The sequence below is a fragment of the Nonomuraea phyllanthi genome (assembly GCF_006334985.2).
In the GTDB taxonomy this organism is placed as follows: Bacteria; Actinomycetota; Actinomycetes; order Streptosporangiales; family Streptosporangiaceae; genus Nonomuraea; species Nonomuraea phyllanthi.
In genome coordinates this window covers 1-17414 of record NZ_VDLX02000030.1, presented here as the reverse complement: position 1 = coordinate 17414, position 17414 = coordinate 1, and the positions used below count along the sequence as shown (strand labels likewise).

General features: G+C 71.3%; 14 protein-coding genes. 5 read left to right on the top strand and 9 right to left on the bottom strand.

From position 1 onward, the window contains the following. Positions 1 to 10 precede the first annotated feature (10 nt). The 5 genes from FH608_RS47230 to FH608_RS47210 all read right to left on the bottom strand — a co-directional run bounded on the left by FH608_RS47230 (position 11) and on the right by FH608_RS47210 (position 6111). Positions 11 to 454 carry a GNAT family N-acetyltransferase gene (locus tag FH608_RS47230; protein ID WP_139637755.1) on the bottom strand — a complete coding sequence of 148 codons (444 nt, stop codon included), beginning with the start codon at positions 452 to 454 and terminating at the stop codon, positions 11 to 13. 61 nt (positions 455 to 515) lie between these two features. After that, complete coding sequence (locus FH608_RS47225; protein WP_139637754.1) at positions 516 to 1652, bottom strand: acyl-CoA dehydrogenase family protein; 1137 nt, start codon at positions 1650 to 1652, stop codon at positions 516 to 518. Between the two features lie 2 nt (positions 1653 to 1654). Beyond that, complete coding sequence (locus tag FH608_RS47220; RefSeq protein WP_139637753.1) at positions 1655 to 2560, bottom strand: hydroxymethylglutaryl-CoA lyase; 906 nt, start codon at positions 2558 to 2560, stop codon at positions 1655 to 1657. Beyond that, a complete protein-coding gene (locus tag FH608_RS47215; protein ID WP_139637752.1) occupies positions 2560 to 4539 on the bottom strand; it encodes an acetyl/propionyl/methylcrotonyl-CoA carboxylase subunit alpha in 1980 nt (659 codons plus the stop codon). Before FH608_RS47215 ends, FH608_RS47220 begins: the two co-directional genes overlap by 1 nt. 3 nt (positions 4540 to 4542) lie before the next feature. Then, positions 4543 to 6111: a carboxyl transferase domain-containing protein gene (locus tag FH608_RS47210; RefSeq protein WP_139637751.1), complete on the bottom strand. Its 1569-nt coding sequence runs from the start codon at positions 6109 to 6111 to the stop codon at positions 4543 to 4545. A 62-nt stretch (positions 6112 to 6173) separates the two neighbouring features. On the opposite strand from FH608_RS47210, the gene FH608_RS47205 reads away from it, so the two are divergent. Continuing rightward, the gene (locus tag FH608_RS47205; protein WP_449866996.1) at positions 6174 to 6770 is read left to right on the top strand and encodes an SACE_7040 family transcriptional regulator; all 597 of its coding nucleotides are present in this window, start codon (positions 6174 to 6176) and stop codon (positions 6768 to 6770) included. 63 nt (positions 6771 to 6833) lie between these two features. On the opposite strand, the gene FH608_RS47200 is transcribed toward FH608_RS47205, so the two are convergent. Continuing rightward, positions 6834 to 8186 (bottom strand): hypothetical protein, encoded by a 1353-nt coding sequence (locus FH608_RS47200; RefSeq protein ID WP_139637750.1) that lies wholly within the window; start codon positions 8184 to 8186, stop codon positions 6834 to 6836. A gap of 200 nt (positions 8187 to 8386) precedes the next feature. Between FH608_RS47200 and FH608_RS47195 the strand changes: the two genes are divergently transcribed. Then, entirely contained in the window at positions 8387 to 10606 is a 2220-nt protein-coding gene (locus tag FH608_RS47195; protein ID WP_139637749.1) for a thiamine pyrophosphate-dependent enzyme, read from the top strand. Here FH608_RS47195 and FH608_RS47190 read toward each other — a convergent pair. Together FH608_RS47190 and FH608_RS47185 are read right to left on the bottom strand one after the other, a co-directional pair. Continuing rightward, a complete protein-coding gene (locus FH608_RS47190) occupies positions 10595 to 12337 on the bottom strand; it encodes a serine/threonine-protein kinase (protein WP_193319036.1) in 1743 nt (580 codons plus the stop codon). The genes FH608_RS47195 and FH608_RS47190 overlap by 12 nt on opposite strands. A 17-nt stretch (positions 12338 to 12354) precedes the next feature. Further along, a complete protein-coding gene (locus FH608_RS47185; RefSeq protein WP_139637747.1) occupies positions 12355 to 13053 on the bottom strand; it encodes a M50 family metallopeptidase in 699 nt (232 codons plus the stop codon). A gap of 250 nt (positions 13054 to 13303) precedes the next feature. On the opposite strand from FH608_RS47185, the gene FH608_RS47180 reads away from it, so the two are divergent. Together FH608_RS47180 and FH608_RS47175 are read left to right on the top strand one after the other, a co-directional pair. Then, positions 13304 to 13771, top strand: a complete 468-nt coding sequence (locus tag FH608_RS47180) for a nuclear transport factor 2 family protein (RefSeq protein ID WP_139637746.1) — start codon at positions 13304 to 13306, stop codon at positions 13769 to 13771. A gap of 18 nt (positions 13772 to 13789) precedes the next feature. Next, positions 13790 to 14908 carry a magnesium and cobalt transport protein CorA gene (locus tag FH608_RS47175; RefSeq protein WP_139637745.1) on the top strand — a complete coding sequence of 373 codons (1119 nt, stop codon included), beginning with the start codon at positions 13790 to 13792 and terminating at the stop codon, positions 14906 to 14908. A gap of 12 nt (positions 14909 to 14920) precedes the next feature. Here FH608_RS47175 and FH608_RS47170 read toward each other — a convergent pair whose 3' ends face one another. Continuing rightward, the gene (locus FH608_RS47170) at positions 14921 to 15970 is read right to left on the bottom strand and encodes a methyltransferase domain-containing protein (RefSeq protein WP_193319035.1); all 1050 of its coding nucleotides are present in this window, start codon (positions 15968 to 15970) and stop codon (positions 14921 to 14923) included. Between the two features lie 355 nt (positions 15971 to 16325). On the opposite strand from FH608_RS47170, the gene FH608_RS47165 reads away from it, so the two are divergent. After that, entirely contained in the window at positions 16326 to 17054 is a 729-nt protein-coding gene (locus tag FH608_RS47165; protein ID WP_139637743.1) for a neutral zinc metallopeptidase, read from the top strand. Positions 17055 to 17414: the final 360 nt, after the last annotated feature.

Below are 17414 nucleotides of genomic sequence, written 5' to 3'. Positions count from 1 at the left end.
AGCCCGCCCCTCAGTACGGCTGGCGCAGGACCTTGCGGAAGAACGTGGCCGAGGCCTCGTAGCCCAGCGCGTGGTAGAACTCGGGCGCCCGCCGCGTGGCCATCGCCACGTATCCGGCCTCCCGCGACCGCGCCCAGCGCTCGAACTCCTCCAGCAGGGCCCGCCCGATCCCCTGGCGGCGCGACCCCGACTGCACCATGGCCTCCTCCACCCAGGCCACCGGCCCGTTGGCGAACAGCGTCAGGTGCACGAACCCCAGCAGGTAGCCCTGGACGCGCCCGCCCACGACGGCCGCGAGCAGCAGGGCGTCCTCGTTCGCCAGCAACTCGGGCAGGGCGGCGTCGAAGGCAGCGCGCTCGGGCCTGAACGTCAGCCCGAACTCGCGGGCCAGCGCGAAGACCGCGTCCGCGTCCGCCTTCTCAGCCCTCCTGATGACAAGATCGTCAGCCGTCATGACTGATGACACTAGATCGTCCGGTGTTCGCGGCGCAAACGCCACACCGGCGACGGCCTGGTCAGAGATTCGCCAGGCCGAGCTGCCGGGCGATCAGCATGCGCTGCACCTCGCTCGTGCCCTCCCCGATCTCCAGCACCTTGGCGTCCCGGTAGAAGCGCCCCACGGGGAACTCGTTCATGAACCCGTAGCCGCCGAACACCTGGGTGGCGTCGCGCGCGTTGTCCATCGCCGCGTTGGACGCGACCAGCTTGGCGATCGCGGCCTCCTTCTTGAACGGCACCCCGGCCAGCATCTTCTCGGCGGCGTGGTGGTAGGCCAGGCGGGCGGTGTGCGCGCGGGCCTCCATGTCGGCGATCTTGAACTGGATGGCCTGGTAGTGGCCGATGGGGTGGCCGAACGCCCTGCGGTCCCTGACGTACTTGACGGATTCGTCGACGCAGCCCTGCGCCAGCCCGACGCTCAGCGCGGCGAGGGCGACGCGGCCCTCGTCGAGCGTCTGCAGGAACTGGGCGTAGCCGCGCCCGCGCTCGCCCAGAAGGTTCGCGGCGGGGACGCGGCAGTCGGAGAAGGAGAGCTCGCGGGTGTCGGAGGCGTTCCAGCCGACCTTGGAGTACTTCTTCGACACCGTGAACCCCGGTGTGCCGCTCGGGACGAGGATCGTGGAGATCTCCCGTTCGCCGGTGATCGCGGCCACGCCGACGACGGCCGTGATGTCGGTGCCGGAGTTCGTGATGAACGCCTTGGTGCCGTTGATGACCCATTCGTCCCCGTCCAGCACGGCGGTGGTCCGCATCCCGCCCGGCACGTCGGACCCGCCGCCCGGCTCCGTCAGGCCGAACGCGCCCAGCGCCTCTCCCGTGGTCAGCCGGGGCAGCCAGTGCTCGCGCTGCTCGGGGGTGCCGAACCGGAAGATCGGCATCGCGCCCAGGGACACCGCGGCCTCCAGCGTGATGGCCACGCTGGAGTCGACGCGGGCCAGCTCCTCCAGCGCCACGCAGAGCGCGAAGTAGTCGCCGCCCATCCCGCCGTACTCCTCGGGGAAGGGCAGCCCGAACAGCCCCATCGCACCCATCTGCCGCACGATGTCGTACGGGAACTCCTCCCGCTCGTAGTAGTCGCCGATCACCGGGGCGACCACCTCCCGGGCGAACGACTCGACGGTCTTGCGCAGCTCTTCGTACTCGTCCTTGAGCATGATCAGCCTTTCGACAGCGCCTGCACGACGCGGGACGGGCTGGGCCGGCCGAGCAGCCCGGCCAGCCAGGTGCTGGTGGACACGAGCTTGCCCAGGTCGAGCCCGGTCTCGATGCCGAGCCCCCGCAGCATCCAGACGAGGTCCTCGGTGGCGAGGTTGCCGGTGGCGGACTCGGCGTAGGGGCAGCCCCCGATGCCGCCCGTGGAGGCGTCGACCGTGGTCACGCCCGCTCTGAGCGCGGCCAGGGTGTTGCCGAGCGCCTGGCCGTAGGTGTCGTGGAAGTGCACGGCGAGCCGCTCGGGCCGGCCGAACGCCTCGATGAGGGCGGTGACGTGGCCGGGGGTGCCGACGCCGATCGTGTCGCCGAGCGACAGCTCGTAGCAGCCGAGGCCGAGCAGCCGCTCCCCGACCGTGACGACCTGCGAGATCGGCGTGGGGCCCTCCCACGGGTCGCCGAAGCACATCGACACGTACGCGCGCACCCGCAGCCCGCTCTCCAGCGCCCTGGCCACGACCGGCTCGAACATCTCGAACTGGCTCTCCAGACTGCGGTTGAGGTTCTTGGCGGCGAACGTCTCCGTGGCGCTGGCGAAGATCGCGATCTCGTCCACGCCGCGTTCGAGCGCCCGGTCGAGGCCGCGCGGGTTGGGCACCAGCACCGGGTAGCGAACGCCCGGCCTCCTGGGCAGCCGGGCGAGCAGCTCGTCGGCGTCGGCCAGCTGGGGCACCCACTTCGGGTGCACGAAGCTGGTGGCCTCGATCACCTTGTGGCCCGCGTCCGCGAGCCGGTCGATGAACTCGGCCTTGACCTCGACGGGGATGACCGCCGACTCGTTCTGCAGCCCGTCGCGCGGCCCGACCTCGTAGATCGTCACCTGCCGCGGCAGCCCTTCCATGAGGTACGCCATCACAACTCCTCGGAGGAGATCACAGCGAGCACGGCGTCCATGTCGACCGGCTGGCCGGCCTGGACGGGCAGTTCGGCGACCAGGCCGTCGCAGGGCGCGGTGACCGTGTGCTCCATCTTCATGGCCTCCACGATGACCAGCGGCTGCCCCTCGCTCACCCGCTCGCCGGCCTGGGCCTTGACCAGGAGGACCGTGCCGGGCATGGGGCTCCTGACCACGCCGTCGCCCTGGGCCGCCGCACCTGGCCGGTCGCCCGGGTCGCCGATGAGGTGCCGGGTGAGCGCCCACGCCGCGCCGTCCCTGCCGAGCCAGAGCGTGTCGCCGTGGCGGGCGTGGAGGTAGCGGACGGTACGGGCGCCGATCGTGACGGACAGCTCCCCGTCGCCGCGCCGGATCCGGGCCGGCACGCTCTCGCCGTCGACCAGGATCTCCGCGGACGTCTCGGGCAGGCCGCGTACCTGGACCGCGTGCACGCCGTCCCGCGACTCCAGCCGCCATGTCGTCCAGGCGGGCCGCCCCATCCGCCAGCCGTCCGTGACCTCCCACGGGTCGTCGCCCTGGGGCTGGGCGTGGAAGGCGAGCGCCGCCGCGGCGAGCACCTCGCCGGGCACCTCGCCGGCCGCCGCCGCGGGCGGGACCAGCTCGGGCAGCACGCGCTCGACCAGCCCCGTGTCCAGTTCGCCCGCCCGTACGGCGGGATGGGCGACGAGCGCCCGCAGGAACGGCAGGTTGGTGACCAGGCCGAGCACGGCCGTACGGGCCAGCGCGCGGTCGAGCGTCCTGAACGCGGAGTCGCGATCCGGCGCCCAGGCGACGACCTTGGCGAGCATCGGATCGAACTCGCTGCCCACGACGCCGCCCTCGGCCAGCCCCGAGTCCACCCGCACCACGGCCGCGCGCCCGCCCGCCGCCGGGCCTGGCTCACCGGGCTCTCGCAGCAGCAGAACTCGCCCGCCGGTGGGCAGGAAGCCGCGGGCGGGGTCCTCGGCGTAGAGGCGGGCCTCGACGGCGTGCCCGTCGAGCCGCACGTCCTCCTGCCCGAACGCCAGCCGCTCCCCCGCCGCGACCCGCAGTTGCTGCTCCACCAGGTCGAGCCCGGTCACCAGCTCCGTGACCGGGTGCTCGACCTGCAGGCGCGTGTTCATCTCCATGAAGTGGTAGGAGTCGCTGCTCCCGTCGACGATGAACTCGACGGTCCCCGCGCCCACGTAGCCGACGGCACGGGCCGCCTCGACCGCCGCCGCGCCCATGCGGGCGCGCGTCCCGGGGCTCAGGAACGGGGACGGCGCCTCCTCGACGATCTTCTGGTGCCTGCGCTGGAGGCTGCACTCGCGCTCGCCCAGGTGGACGACGTGGCCGTGGGCGTCGGCCAGGACCTGGATCTCGATGTGGCGGGGGCTATGGACGTACCGCTCGATCAGCAGGGTCGCGTCGCCGAACGCCGCCCGTGCGGTGCGCCGGGCCGACTCCAGGGCGTCGGGCAGCTCGGCGGCCGAGCGTACGAGCACCATGCCCTTGCCGCCGCCGCCGGCGGAGGGCTTGATCAGCGCGGGGAAGTCGCGCCAGGACTCCAGGGCGTCGTCCGGCTCGGCGCCGCCCGGCACGACGGGGACGCCGGCCGCCGACACGGTGGCCTTGGCGCGGATCTTGTCGCCCATGGCCTCGATGGCCGCCGCGGGCGGGCCGGCGAACACCAGCCCGGCCTCCGCGCAGCGCCGCGCGAACGCGGCGTTCTCGGCGAGGAACCCGTACCCGGGGTGGACGGCCTGCGCGCCGGACTCCAGCGCCGCCCCGACAATCGCCTCAATATCCAGATAATTCGGCACCTGGAGGGCCAGGTCGGCCTCCAGCACGTGCCGCGCCCCGGCGTCCGACGGCGTGTGCACGGCCACCGAGGTGATGCCGAGCCGGCGCAGCGTGCGGGCGATCCGTACGGCGATCTCGCCCCTGTTGGCGATCAGAACACGGTCGAACAGCATGCGTCACATCCGGAAGACGCCGTAACCGGCGGGTTCGAGCGGGGCGTTGGCCGCCGCGGACAGCGCCAGGCCGAGGACGGTGCGGGTGTCGAGCGGGTCGATCACGCCGTCGTCCCACAACCTGGCCGTGGAGTAGTACGGGTTGCCCTGGCGCTCGTACTGGTCGCGGATCGCGTCGGCGTCGGCCGCGCCGACGGTGGTGAGCACGTTCGCGGCCTGCTCGCCGCCCATGACCGAGATGCGGGCGTTCGGCCACATCCACAGGAACCTGGGCGAGTACGCCCGGCCCGCCATCGCGTAGTTGCCGGCCCCGAAGGACCCCCCGATGACGACGGTGAACTTGGGCACCCTGGCGCACGAGACGGCGGTGACCATCTTGGCGCCGTGCTTGGCGATGCCGCCCGCCTCGTAGGCCTTGCCCACCATGAACCCGCTGATGTTCTGCAGGAAGACGAGGGGGACGCGCCGCTGGTCGCACAGCTCGATGAAGTGCGCGCCCTTCATGGCCGACTCGCTGAACAGGATGCCGTTGTTGGCCACGATCCCCACCGGGTGGCCGTGCAGGTGGGCGAACCCGGTCACGAGCGTCGGGCCGTAGTCGGCCTTGAACTCCAGGAACCGCGACCCGTCCACGAGCCTCGCGATCACCTCGCGCACGTCGTACGGCTGCCGCGTGTCGCCCGGCACGATCCCGTACAGGTCGCGCGGGTCGTGGACGGGCGGCGCCGGCGCGATCGTCTCCCAGGGGCGCGGCGGGCGCGGCGCGAGCGTGGCGACGATGTCGCGGACGATGGCCAGCGCGTGCGCGTCGTCCTCGGCGAGGTGGTCGGTGACACCGCTCACCCGCGCGTGCAGGTCGCCGCCGCCGAGCTCCTCGGCCGTGACCTCCTCGCCCGTGGCCGCCTTCACCAGGGGCGGGCCGCCCAGGAAGATCGTGCCCTGGCCGCGTACGATGACCGCCTCGTCGCTCATCGCCGGCACGTACGCGCCGCCCGCCGTGCAGGAGCCGAGCACGGCGGCGATCTGCGGGATGCCGCGGGCCGACATCGTGGCCTGGTTGTAGAAGATGCGCCCGAAGTGCTCGCGGTCGGGGAACACCTCGTCCTGCCTGGGGAGGAACGCGCCGCCCGAGTCGACGAGGTAGAGGCAGGGCAGGTGGTTGTGCAGGGCCACCTCCTGCGCGCGCAGGTGCTTCTTGACCGTGATCGGGTAGTACGTGCCGCCCTTCACGGTCGCGTCGTTGGCGACGACCACGCACTCGCGGCCGGAGACCCGGCCGACGCCGGTGATGATCCCGGCGGCCGGCGCCTGGTCGTCGTAGAGCCCGTTGGCGGCCAGCGGTGACAGCTCCAGGAAGCGGGAGCCGGGGTCGAGCAGGCCGTCGACGCGGTCGCGGGGCAGCAGCTTGCCGCGCCCGACGTGGCGAGCGCGCGAGCGCTCGGGGCCGCCCAGCGCCGCGGCGGCCAGGCGTTCGAGCAGCTCGGCGGCGAGCCGCTCGTTGAGCTCGGCGTTGCGTTTGTACGTCTCGCCGCCGGGATCGGCGGCCGACTTCAGCACCGGCCAGTCGCTCATGACTCCCCTCTCATGACACGAGATGTTAGTCATCACTAACGTAGTCGTCTAGCATGTGAGACGTGACCACTGCCTCCACACCTACCCGCAATCGAGGAACCAGGCGCAGGGAGATCATGGAAGCGGCGGCCCGGCTCTTCGCCGCGCGAGGCTTCCACGGGGTCTCGATCGAGGACATCGGCGGCGCGGTCGGCGTCTCGGGCCCCGCCCTCTACCGCCACTTCAGCGGCAAGGACGCGCTGCTGTCGGAGCTGCTGCTCGACGTCAGCTCGCGGCTGCGCGAGTCGGCCGTCGCGGTGGTCACCTCGTGCCCGGGGCCGCGCGAGTCGCTGGACGCGCTGCTCAACGTGCAGATCACGTTCGCGATCGAGCAGCCGGCGCTGATCACGGTGCACGACAGGGAACTGGGCAACGTGCCGGAGCCCGCGCGCAGGCAGATCAGGCGGCTGCAGCGGCTCTACGTCGAGGAGTGGGTGACCGTGCTGGCCGAGCTGCACCCCGAGTGCCCGGCCGCGCGGCTGCGGGCCGCCACGCACGCCGTCTTCGGGCTGCTCAACTCCACGCCGCACAGCGCGGGCGAGCTGCCCGCGCAGGAGATGCGGCCGCTGCTGCACGCGATGGCGCGGGCCGCGATCGACGCCTGCGTTAACCCTCATTAACTTCCTGGCATGAGAGGAGGCCCGGGGGTGACGGACCCCCGGGCCTCCTCCCTTCTCAGGCGCTCAGCGCTTCACGCGCACGTAGTCCGAGCGGCTGGTGTCGCCGTAGGCGTCCTCGTCACCCGTGAACACGAACCGCCACCGGCCCGAGTTCCACGCCTTGACCTTGGTGTAGAGACGGCCGCTGCCGTTCGACTTCGTGGTCTTCACGTAGTGCCACTTGTGCGAGCCGGAGGGCTTGAAGTACAGCCGCACCTTGCCGCGGTAGCCCTCCCAGGTGCCCTCGTCGTCGATCTGCAGCCTGCCGGTGAACCTGACGTACCTGCCGCGCTTGACCGGCTCGGGGTACGCGTTGAACTTGGTCAGCCGCGTGTCCGCCTTCTCCGGCGGCGGGGGCGGCACGTTGACCGTCACCCAGTCGGCGTAGCTGTCCGAGCCGCGCACGCCGCGGGCGCCCGCGTACTCGGCGCGCCACCAGCCCGAGGTCCGCGCGGTGGCGGAGTCCCAGAACCGGCCGTAGCGGTCGGTCACGTCGCTGGTGACGTAGCGCCACCGGGCCGAGTTCTCGGCCCTGAAGTAGATCGCCACGCGCTGGCCGGACACGCGGCCGTGGTCCTCGACCCGCAGCGTGCCGCTGAACGAGAGCCGGTCGCCCTGGTCCACCGGCTCGGGCCGGGCGTTGAAGCCGGAGATCCAGCTGCGGCGGTCATGGCGCCTGACGTCCACGCGGTCGCTGTCGCTGACCGAGCCCTTGGCGGCGCTCGTGGCCGCGAACTCGGCCCGCCACCAGCCGGTCTGCCAGGCCCGTACGGTGGCGCCGAACCGGCCGCTGTCGCGGGTCTTCACCGTGGCGACCGTGCGGTAGGAGCTGCTGCCTCGGGCGCGGAAGGTGATGGCGACGTTCTGGTCGCCGTACGCCTCGCCGCCGGCCAGCAGCCGGCCGTCGACCCTGATCCGCTCGCCTCTGTCGGCCCGGTCGGGACGGGCGTCGAAGTCGGGGATGCTGGTCTCGACCGGCTTCTTGACGACGACCTCGAACGTGCCGCCGCGCGAGGGGCTGCCGTCGCCGTGGGCGATGGCGAGCCAGCTCCACTTGCCGGCGTTGGAGGAGTCGAAGGACTTGGTGCCGCTCCAGCGCGTCCAGTCGCCGCGCTTGGTGGACGTCAGTGTGATCGGCGTTCCGACGGAGACGTCGCCCGGCGGCTTGAGCTGGAGCTCGGCCTTGTCCGCTCCCTTGGTGGAGAAGCTGAACGTGGCCTTGACCGCGCCGCCGGTGACGTCGATCGTCGAGCCGGGGCTGATCCCCACCCGGGTGAGGACCGGTGCTTGGGCCGCCGTCGCGGCGGTCGGAGCCAGGACCAGGGTCCCGGCGCCCACCACCAGGGCGAGGGCGGCGACACGAATGCGTTGTAACATACGGGTTCCTTTCTGGAGGTCCCTTCCGTTCAACGCGGCATTGAGGGTGCCACGTGTGTCCTCTCAGTAGACGTGCCCTCCCTCCCGAAGGTTGGGGAATCTGACAAACGGTTATATCCCGGTGTCAATCGGACCGGTCCACAAGATATGTGGGCGGCGTCCAGCAGACGTCGGCGCCGAACAACGACATAATCGGTGGTGTGGCGCGCGACACAGTTGAGACTCACTTCATCCAGGCGGTTGCGACGCTGGAAGCGGGCACTCCGCGAGATCCGGGGCTCCCGGTCCGCGAGGGCACGTCGCTGACCGGCGAGCAGTGCCTGCGGCTGTTCCAGCGTCAGGTCGACAGCCGCCTGCTGGACATCGCGGCCCGATGGCTGCGCGAGCAGGACGAGGGCCACTACACGATCGGCTCGGCCGGTCACGAGGGCAACGCGGCGGTCGCCGCCGCCCTGCGGCCCACCGACCCCGCCCTGCTCCACTACCGCTCGGGCGCGTTCTACCTGACCAGGTCCGAGCAGGCCGGCCGGCTGCCCGAGCAGGGCATCCGCGACGTGCTGATGGGCCTGGCCGCGTCGGCCGACGAGCCGATCGCGGGCGGCCGGCACAAGGTGTTCGGCCATCCCGAGCTGGCCGTCATCCCGCAGACCTCGACGATCGCCAGCCACCTGCCCAGGTCGGTGGGCGTGGCCTTCGCCATCGAGCGGGCCGCGGCGCTCGGCGTCCCGTCCGAGTGGCCGGCGAGCGCCGTCACCGTGTGCAGCTTCGGCGACGCCTCGATCAACCACGCCAGCGCGCTCAGCGGCCTCAACACCGCCTCCTACGCCACCCACCAGGGGCAGCCGCTGCCGATCCTGTTCGTGTGCGAGGACAACGGCATCGGCATCAGCGTCCGCACGCCCAAGGGCTGGGTCGAGGCGGCCGCGCGGCGCCCCGGCCTCGAATACTTCGCCGCCGACGGCTGCGACCTGGCGGAGTCGTACGACGTGGCCGTCCGCGCGGCCCGGCACGTACGCGAGCACCGCCGCCCCGCCTTCCTCCACCTGACCACCGTGCGGCTCATGGGGCACGCCGGGTCCGACGTCGAGCAGGCCTACCGCACGCAGCGCGAGATCCGCGCCGACCTGGAGCGCGACCCGCTCATCCGCACGGCGGCGCTCCTGGTCGAGGCCGGGCTGCGCACGCCCGAGGAGCTGCTCAAGGCGTACGAGTCGCAGCGCGAGCACGTGATGCGCACGGCGCTGGAGATCACCCGCAGCCCGCGGCTCGGCTCCGCCAAGGAGGTCATGGAGCCGCTCGCGCCCCGCAAGCCCGAGCTGATCGCCAAGATCAGCCCGATGGCGGCCACCGGCGCGGCCCGGGAGAAGGCGTTCGCCGGCTCTCTGCCCGAGAACGACAAGCCGATGACGCTCTCGCAGGCCGTCAACCGGACGCTCGCCGACGCGCTGACCGTCTATCCGGAGATGACCGTGTTCGGCGAGGACGTCGCCAAGAAGGGCGGCGTCTACGGCGTGACCAGGGGGCTGCAGAAGAGGTTCGGCGCCGGGCAGGTCTTCGACACCCTCCTCGACGAGCAGGCCATCCTGGGGCTGGCGCTCGGCGCGGGCGTGTCGGGGCTGCTGCCCGTGCCCGAGATCCAGTATCTCGCCTACCTGCACAACGCGCTCGACCAGATCCGCGGCGAGGCGGCCACGCTGTCGTTCTTCTCACGCGGCCGGTTCACCAACCCGATGGTGGTGCGGGTGGCCGCGTACGCCTACCAGAAGGGGTTCGGGGGCCACTTCCACAACGACAACGCCGTGGCCGCGCTGCGCGACATCCCCGGCCTCGTGATCGCCTCGCCCGCGCGTCCCGACGACGCCGCCGCCATGCTGCGCACCTGCCTGGCGGCGGCCCGCACGTGCGGCTCGGTCTGCGTGTTCCTGGAGCCGATCGCGCTCTACCACACGCGCGACCTGTTCCAGGAGGGCGACGGCGGCTGGCTGGCGCCGTACGCGCCGCCCTCTCGCTGGGCGGAGACGCACGTGCCCATCGGGCAGGCGCGCTCCTACGGCGACGGGCGCGACCTGACGATCGTGACGTTCGGCAACGGCGTGCGGATGAGCCTGCGGGCCGCGGTGAAGCTGACCCAGGAGAACGTCGGCTGCCGCGTGCTCGACCTGCGCTGGCTGGCGCCGCTGCCCAGGGAGGACCTCCTGCGGGCGGCCGAGCTGACCGGCAACGTGCTGATCGCCGACGAGACCCGGCACACCGGCAGCGTCTCGGAGGCGATCGTGGCCGAGCTGGTCGACGCCGGGTTCACCGGCAAGATCGGCCGGGTCACCTCGGCCGACAGCTTCATCCCGCTCGGCCGGGCGGCCGACCACGTGCTGCTGTCGGAGGACGAGATCGAGCAGGCGGCCCGCAAGCTACTGGGCTGAGCGGGCCACGGCTCCCCTGATGCACAGCGGCTTCGACCACGCGACCGTGGAGCTCTCCGAGATGCGCAGCGGCACGCCCACCAGGAAGCAGTAGCCGGTCTCCGGGTCCAGCCCCGCCACGCGGGTCGTGGTGGTGCCCTGGCCGAGCGCGGTGACCGGCTGGTCGCCCTTGCCGAGCGGGGAGCGCTGGAGCACGACGGGATAGCGGCGGGCGTCGGGCGGGAGCGTCCAGTGCAGCTCGACCAGGGCACCCTGGTCGGCCGTCACCTTAAGGCCGCGCGGGGCGAGCGCGGCCACGGACTTCCGGTCGATGGGGGCGGTGGTCTCCGCGGTGGCCGGAGGCTCCGGTGGCTCTGCCTCCGGCCGGGTGGCCGGGGGCTTAGGGGGCTGGTGGAGCGAGACGTAGATCGCGGCGCCGCTGCCGCCCACCACGACGGCCGCCACCGCCGCGCCGACCAGCAGCCGCCGCCGCGTCCCTCCGGCGAGCGCGCCCGTGGCCTCCTGGACGGCGGGGCGCGGCGGCCCGGCCGCGTGCAACCCCGGCGCGTGCGCGCTCGGCTGCCCGGCCGGCGCGGCATGACCGGCGCCGGGCAAGTAGTGATCCCCGGACGGCGGGTGATTTCCGGCGGGCAGGTGGTGACCGGCGACCGGCAGGTGGTGCCCCGTCGCCGGGAACTGGCCCGACGGCGGCCGGCCGGTGTGCGGGTCGACGGTGTGCGGGTCGACGGTGTGCGGGTTGGCGGTGTGCGGGCCCGGAGCCTGGGGAGCGGGAGCCTGGGGGGCGGGGGCCTGCGGGGCGCGCCCGGGGTGGCCGCCGGCCGTCGGGTCGTCGTGGCGGCGGCGGGGCACCGTGGACATGGTCGGGCCGGGGCCGGGATCCTGGCCCACCAGGTCCGTCACCGACAGGCCCAGCTCGGCCTGCACCTCCTGCAGCCGCCGGGCGAGCTCGCGCGCGGAGCCGTACCGCTGCTCCGGCTGCTTGGCCATCGCCCGCAGGATCGTCTCCAGGACGGGCGGCGGCACGTCGGAGCGCCTTATGGCGGGCGGCTCGATGGCCAGCACGCGGTACATGAGCGGCGCGATCGACGGGTCCGTCGGATTGTGGAAGGCGGGCTGGCCGGCCAGCAGGTGGTAGAGGGTGGAGCCGAGCGAGTAGATGTCGGTGGAGACCGAGTGGGGCTGCCCGGTGAGCACCTCGGGCGCGGCGTGCAGCGGGGTGAACGCCTGCGACGTGGCCGAGATCTCGGCCGAGTCGACCACCCTGGCCACGCCGAAGTCGGCGATGGCCGGCTCGCCGTAGCGGGAGATGAGGATGTTCTGCGGCTTGATGTCGCCGTGCAGCACCCCGGCCTCGTGGACGGCGGCCAGCGCCCCGGCCAGCTTCACCCCGGCCCGCAGCACCTCGGGCACCGGCAGCGGGCCCTCCTTGCGGACGCGGTCGCGCAGCGAGCCGTGCTCGAAGAAGTCCATCGCGATGTACGGCTTGCCGGAGCTGGTCACCCCGGTGTCGAAGACGGTCACGACGTTGGGATGGCCGGTGAGGCGGCCCGTCAGCTGCAGCTCGCGCTGGAACCTGCGCATCGTGCGCTGGTCGACCCGGTCGACGGACAGCACCTTGAGCGCCACGACCCGGTCGAGGCGCTCCTGGTAGGCGCGGTAGACGACGGCGAACCCGCCCTGGCCCGCCTGATCGAGCACGCGGTAGCCGGGCGCGTCCTCGGCTGGCAGCACGGCACTCCCTCCGGCGGTCAGAGCGGATTCATGAGGTACGCCCCGAAGGCCGCGGACACGATCGCCACCAGCAGGAAGAAGAACACGTAGAACCCGCCGGGCAGGAACGTCAGCCTGGCCAGCTGGTCGGCGTCGGAGTCTCTGGCCTGCCGCCTGCTCCGCTTGCGCTGTAACTCGATGATCGGCCTGATGCCGCCGAACAGCAGGAACCAGACCGCGACCAGGGCGACGACCTGCTGCGCGTCGGCCGGTGCGTACATGATCAGGGCGAAGACGGCGCCGCCGGTGGCCAGCAGGATCAGCGCGCCGTACAGGTTGCGGATGAGCAGCAGCATGCAGACCAGGAACAGCAGCACGCTCCAGATCAGCAGCGTGATGTGCCCCATCTCGGTCAGCCACGCGGCGGCCAGGCCGAGCAGCGGCGGCGCCATGTAGCCGGCCATCGCGGTCAGCACCATGCCGGGGCCGGTGGGCCTGCCCCTGGTCAGGGTCACGCCGGAGGTGTCGGAGTGGAGGCGGATGCCCTCGAGCTTGCGCCTGGTGACCAGCGCCATCAGCGCGTGGCCGCCCTCGTGGGCGATCGTGATCAGGCCTCTGGACACCTGCCAGGGCATGCGGAAGCCGACGAGCACGAGCGCGCCCAGCGCCGAGACCGCGACGACCCAGGACTCGGGGTCGGGCTGGGTGCTGATCAGGTGGGCCCAGAACTTCTCCATCGAGGAGAAACCCTATCCGGGCAAGGTCTCGCACGGGCCACAGAACATCATTCTGGCGCTCGGCGCGGGACCGCCGCGGCCGGCGTTGCCTGATCTGGAACTTTCCGGGAAGGTGGTCCTCGGCACCGGCGTTCTCCCCCGTCGGCACCCCGATCGCCGCCGACCGGACACCCCGCCCGGCTCGGCCCGGGCGATACCGGGTTGCGGACACTGTGCTGGGGCTACGGTGCCGCCGTGATCTGATAGAAGGGTGAACGATCGGCACGTGGCGCTCATCAGCGCTTTCTACGACGCTCTGGGCCGCGCTGACTACGCGGGCATGGAGCGCTGCTATCACCCCGAGGTCAGTTTCGGCGATCCGATATTCCAGGAGGTCGAAGGGCGCGACAGGGTGATGAGGATGTGGCGGTTGCAGCTCGGCGTACGCGACGGGCTGACCACGACCTATCGCGACGTGAATGCCGACGACTTCTCGGGGTCCGCACACTGGACGTCGCACTACACGTTCGCCAGCACGGGGCGCGAGGTCGTCAACGAGATCGACGCGCTCTTCAGGTTCGAGGACGATCTCATCGTCCGCCACCACGACGATTTCGACTTCAAGCGCTGGTCGAAGATGGCGCTCGGCAGGCCGCACGGGCTGGTGTTCGGGTGGACGCCGATGTGGCGCAAGACCATCCGAGACCGCGCCACGAAACAACTCGACGAGCTCGCGTAGCTTCGCAGGGAGCGGTTCATGGCCAGGGTGAAGGGGTTCAGGCGCGGCGGCGAGGCACGCGAGGAAGCGCCGGAACACTCGATGGACCCGCGCGCCGCGGAGGAGCCGCCCTACCGTCCCACCGTCATCGACAACGCGATCTACCGCGACGGCGAGCGCGTCGACAATCCCGGCTCGCTCGCCGACGCCTTCGAGCGCCTGAAGCAGATGCCCGACAGCCTCGCCTGGATCGGCCTCTACCGGCCCAAGGAGTGGGAGCTGGTCAAGCTCGGCGAGGAGTTCGAGCTGCACGAGTTGGCGCTGGAGGACGCGATCGTCGGCTCCCAGCGACCCAAGGCCGACCGCTACGGCGACACGCTCTTCGTGGTGCTGCGCGCCGCCCGCTACCTGGACGACGTGGAGGAGGTCGCCTTCGGGGAGCTGCACGTCTTCGTCGGCCCCAACTTCGTGATCACCGTACGCCACGCGGAGGCGCCCGACCTGCACGGCGTCCGCAAGCGCATGGAGTCGGACCCCGACCTGCTGCGCCAGGGCCCTCAGGCCGTCCTCTACGCCATCCTTGACGCCGTGGTCGACGGCTACGCACCGGTGGTGGCCGGGCTGCAGAAGGACATCGAGGAGATCGAGGTCCAGGTCTTCGGCGGCGACCCCTCGGTGTCGCGACGCGTCTACGAGCTGTCGGGCGAGGTGATCGAGTTCCAGCGGGCCACGGCGCCGCTGGTCGGCATGCTGCACGGGCTCATCGCGGGGGCGCCGAAGTACGGCTTGAACGACGAGCTGCAGAGCTACCTGCGCGACGTCGCCGACCACGCGATCACCGTGTCGGAGCGGATCGCGTCCTTCCGCGCGATGCTGCAGAACATCCTCGTCGTCAACTCGACGCTGGTGACGCAGGCGCAGAACGCGGAGATGGCGCGCATGACGGAGGCCAGCATCCAGCAGGGCGAGGAGGTCAAGAAGATCTCGGCCTGGGCCGCCATCCTCTTCGCCCCCACCCTGGTCGGGACCATCTACGGGATGAACTTCGACTTCATGCCCGAGACGCACTGGGCCTTCGGCTATCCGTTCGCGATCGTGTTGATGGCAGCCGTCTGCCTGACCCTCTACGTCATCTTCAAGAAGCGCGACTGGCTCTGACCGGCCGCCGGCTCAGATCACGCCGCCCGGATCATCCAGCCAGATCCGCTGCCCGTCGCGGGTGACCGTCATGCCGAACCTGTCGCGGGCAGGCTCCCCCCATTCCACCCACCGGAAGTACGCCTCGGTGATCTCGTCCCACAGCGGGCGCTCGCCGAGCTGGTACACCTCGTACTCCGTGAGGCCGGGCGCGTGGGCCACCAGCGTCCACACGCCGGGGTCGGCCTGGTCCATCACCCACAGGAACAGCCGGTCCCCCTGCTCCCGGAAGGTCACCTGCAAGCCCGTGAGCGCCGCCATCGCGAGCAACGCGCCCGCCGGAGCGTAGGCGACCACGCCGGGGTCGATCCTGGTGGTGAGATCGCGTCCGCCACCGTCGTCCGGCATGGCGTCGAGCGGGCGCTGGGACCGCATCATCATGTACGCCGCGAATCCGGGGAACCGGCCGTGGGCGACGCCGTCCGGCATCACCGTGAGCCTGAGCCCGTGCCCGTTGCCGAGCCCCGGGCAGTACGGCAGCACGATCACGCCGCCGGGCCTCGTTTGCTCGATCCAGGCGTAGGGCACGGTCCGCACCCCGCACGTCACATGAACCCGGTCGTATGACGCGCGCGCCGCACACCCGGCCGCGCCGTCGCCCACGATCAGGTGCGGCTGCACTCCCACGGCGGCCAGATTCTTGGCGGCCTGCTCGGCGACGGCCCTGTCGATCTCGATCGACGTCACCTCCCCCCGGCCACCCACGAGGTGGGACAGCAACGCGGCGGTCCAGCCGGTGCCGGTGCCGATCTCCAGCACGCGCTGCCCCGGCTGAGGATCCAGCCAGCCGAGCAGGTCCGCGATCGTGCTGGGCGAGGAGGACGAGGAGGTGGGGTCCCCCGCGCCCGGCGTGATCGCGCGGGCGCCGTCGGCGACCTGGGTGACGATGACGGAGTCGCTGTAGACGGCGTCCCACCACGTACCGGGATCGGCGTCACGGTCGATGATCTGCTCGATCTCCGCGGCACCGAGGAGCGCCTGCGCGTACGCGGGGATGAAGGGGTGACGGGGAACCGCCCGCAATGCGTCAAGGATGCGTGCGGTGCGTCGCGCCGCCGGCGGAATTTCCGCGACCATCCGCTCTATTCGCGCCTCGACATTCAGGGGCGTCATTTCTTACTGCCGCCGCTGCCGCCACTGCCCCCGCCATGCCGGCCGCCGGCCGGATTTTATCGCCTTGCTCAGGTCTGACCGGCTCCGGCTTGCAGGGTTTGTCCTTCTTCTTGTCACCTTCGTGCTTACCCACGTGGCCACTCTCCCGTCGACCCGGCGTGAACGCTCAACGTGATCGTCAGGCTACACATCGATCAGGACCATGGCAGGATGCCGACGGATTCGTTCAGTGGTGAGCAGCGAACCGGCTCTAGTATCTGGCCCTATGATCATTCGTACTTTAGCCGGGGCGGTCGCCGGCGTGGCGCTGTTCGCCGGCGCGGCACACGCGGAGCCGGTCAAGGGCGCCCCCGAGCTGACCCAGAACGCGCTCTACAAGGCGGCCAAACTCCCCAAGGTCTCCTGCAAGCTGAAAAAGGGCACCAGCAGCGCCTCGACCAAGAAATACATCACCAAACTCGTCGGCTGCCTCAACTCCGCGTGGAAGCCGGCCATCAAGGATTTCCAACCGGTGAAGGTGGCGTTCAAGGCATCCGACGAGAAAGAGTCGTGCTCCACCGGCCTCGACCTCTCCACCTCGTTCTCCGAGATCTGCGCGACGACCATCAGCGTGAAACTGGCCTCCGACTGGATCAGGGCGAAGAGCGATCTCAAGGTGTTCACGTCCATCACCAGGACGTGGAGCGGGGTCGTCACCGGGCAGACCGGCATCGGCCAGGCCTGGTGGGGGCTGGAGAACGGCGCCGACGAAGCCGTCATGAACGAGCAGAACCGCCGCTACTACCTGCAGATCGACTGCTTCGCAGGCGTGTCGGCGAAGAGCCTGGGACGGGTGGTCAAGGACTGGAAGCCCGTGATCAGGATTCCTGAGTTCTGGAAGAACCGGTACCACGGCAAGGCCGCCAACCGGCTCTACTGGACCGAGCGGGGATACACCTCCGGCAAGCCGGGCGCGTGCAACACCTGGTCGGCGAGCTCCGCCAAGGTGGCGTGACAGGCGGGTGACGGGCGCGGCGGCTCACCACGTCGCCGCGATCACCACGCAGGACGTGACCCAGAGCCGGCCCGCTCCTCCATGACGTACCACCCACCCGTACGTCTCCGGCGAGCCGGCCTGGCGGCGGACCTCCCCGGCTCCACGCACCCGCCAGGACGAACGCGGCACGCGGCGCGAGTCCCGCGGATCGGCCGGCGACTTCGGCGAACAGCGGTCACCATGCGTGTTCGCCATGTGACAATGAGCATCATGCCGTCCCCCCGACATGACACCCTCATCAAGCTGTTCAACGACCGTCCCTCACTCGTGGTGGAGATCCTGCGCGATCTCATGGACGTGAACCTGCCCGACACCCCC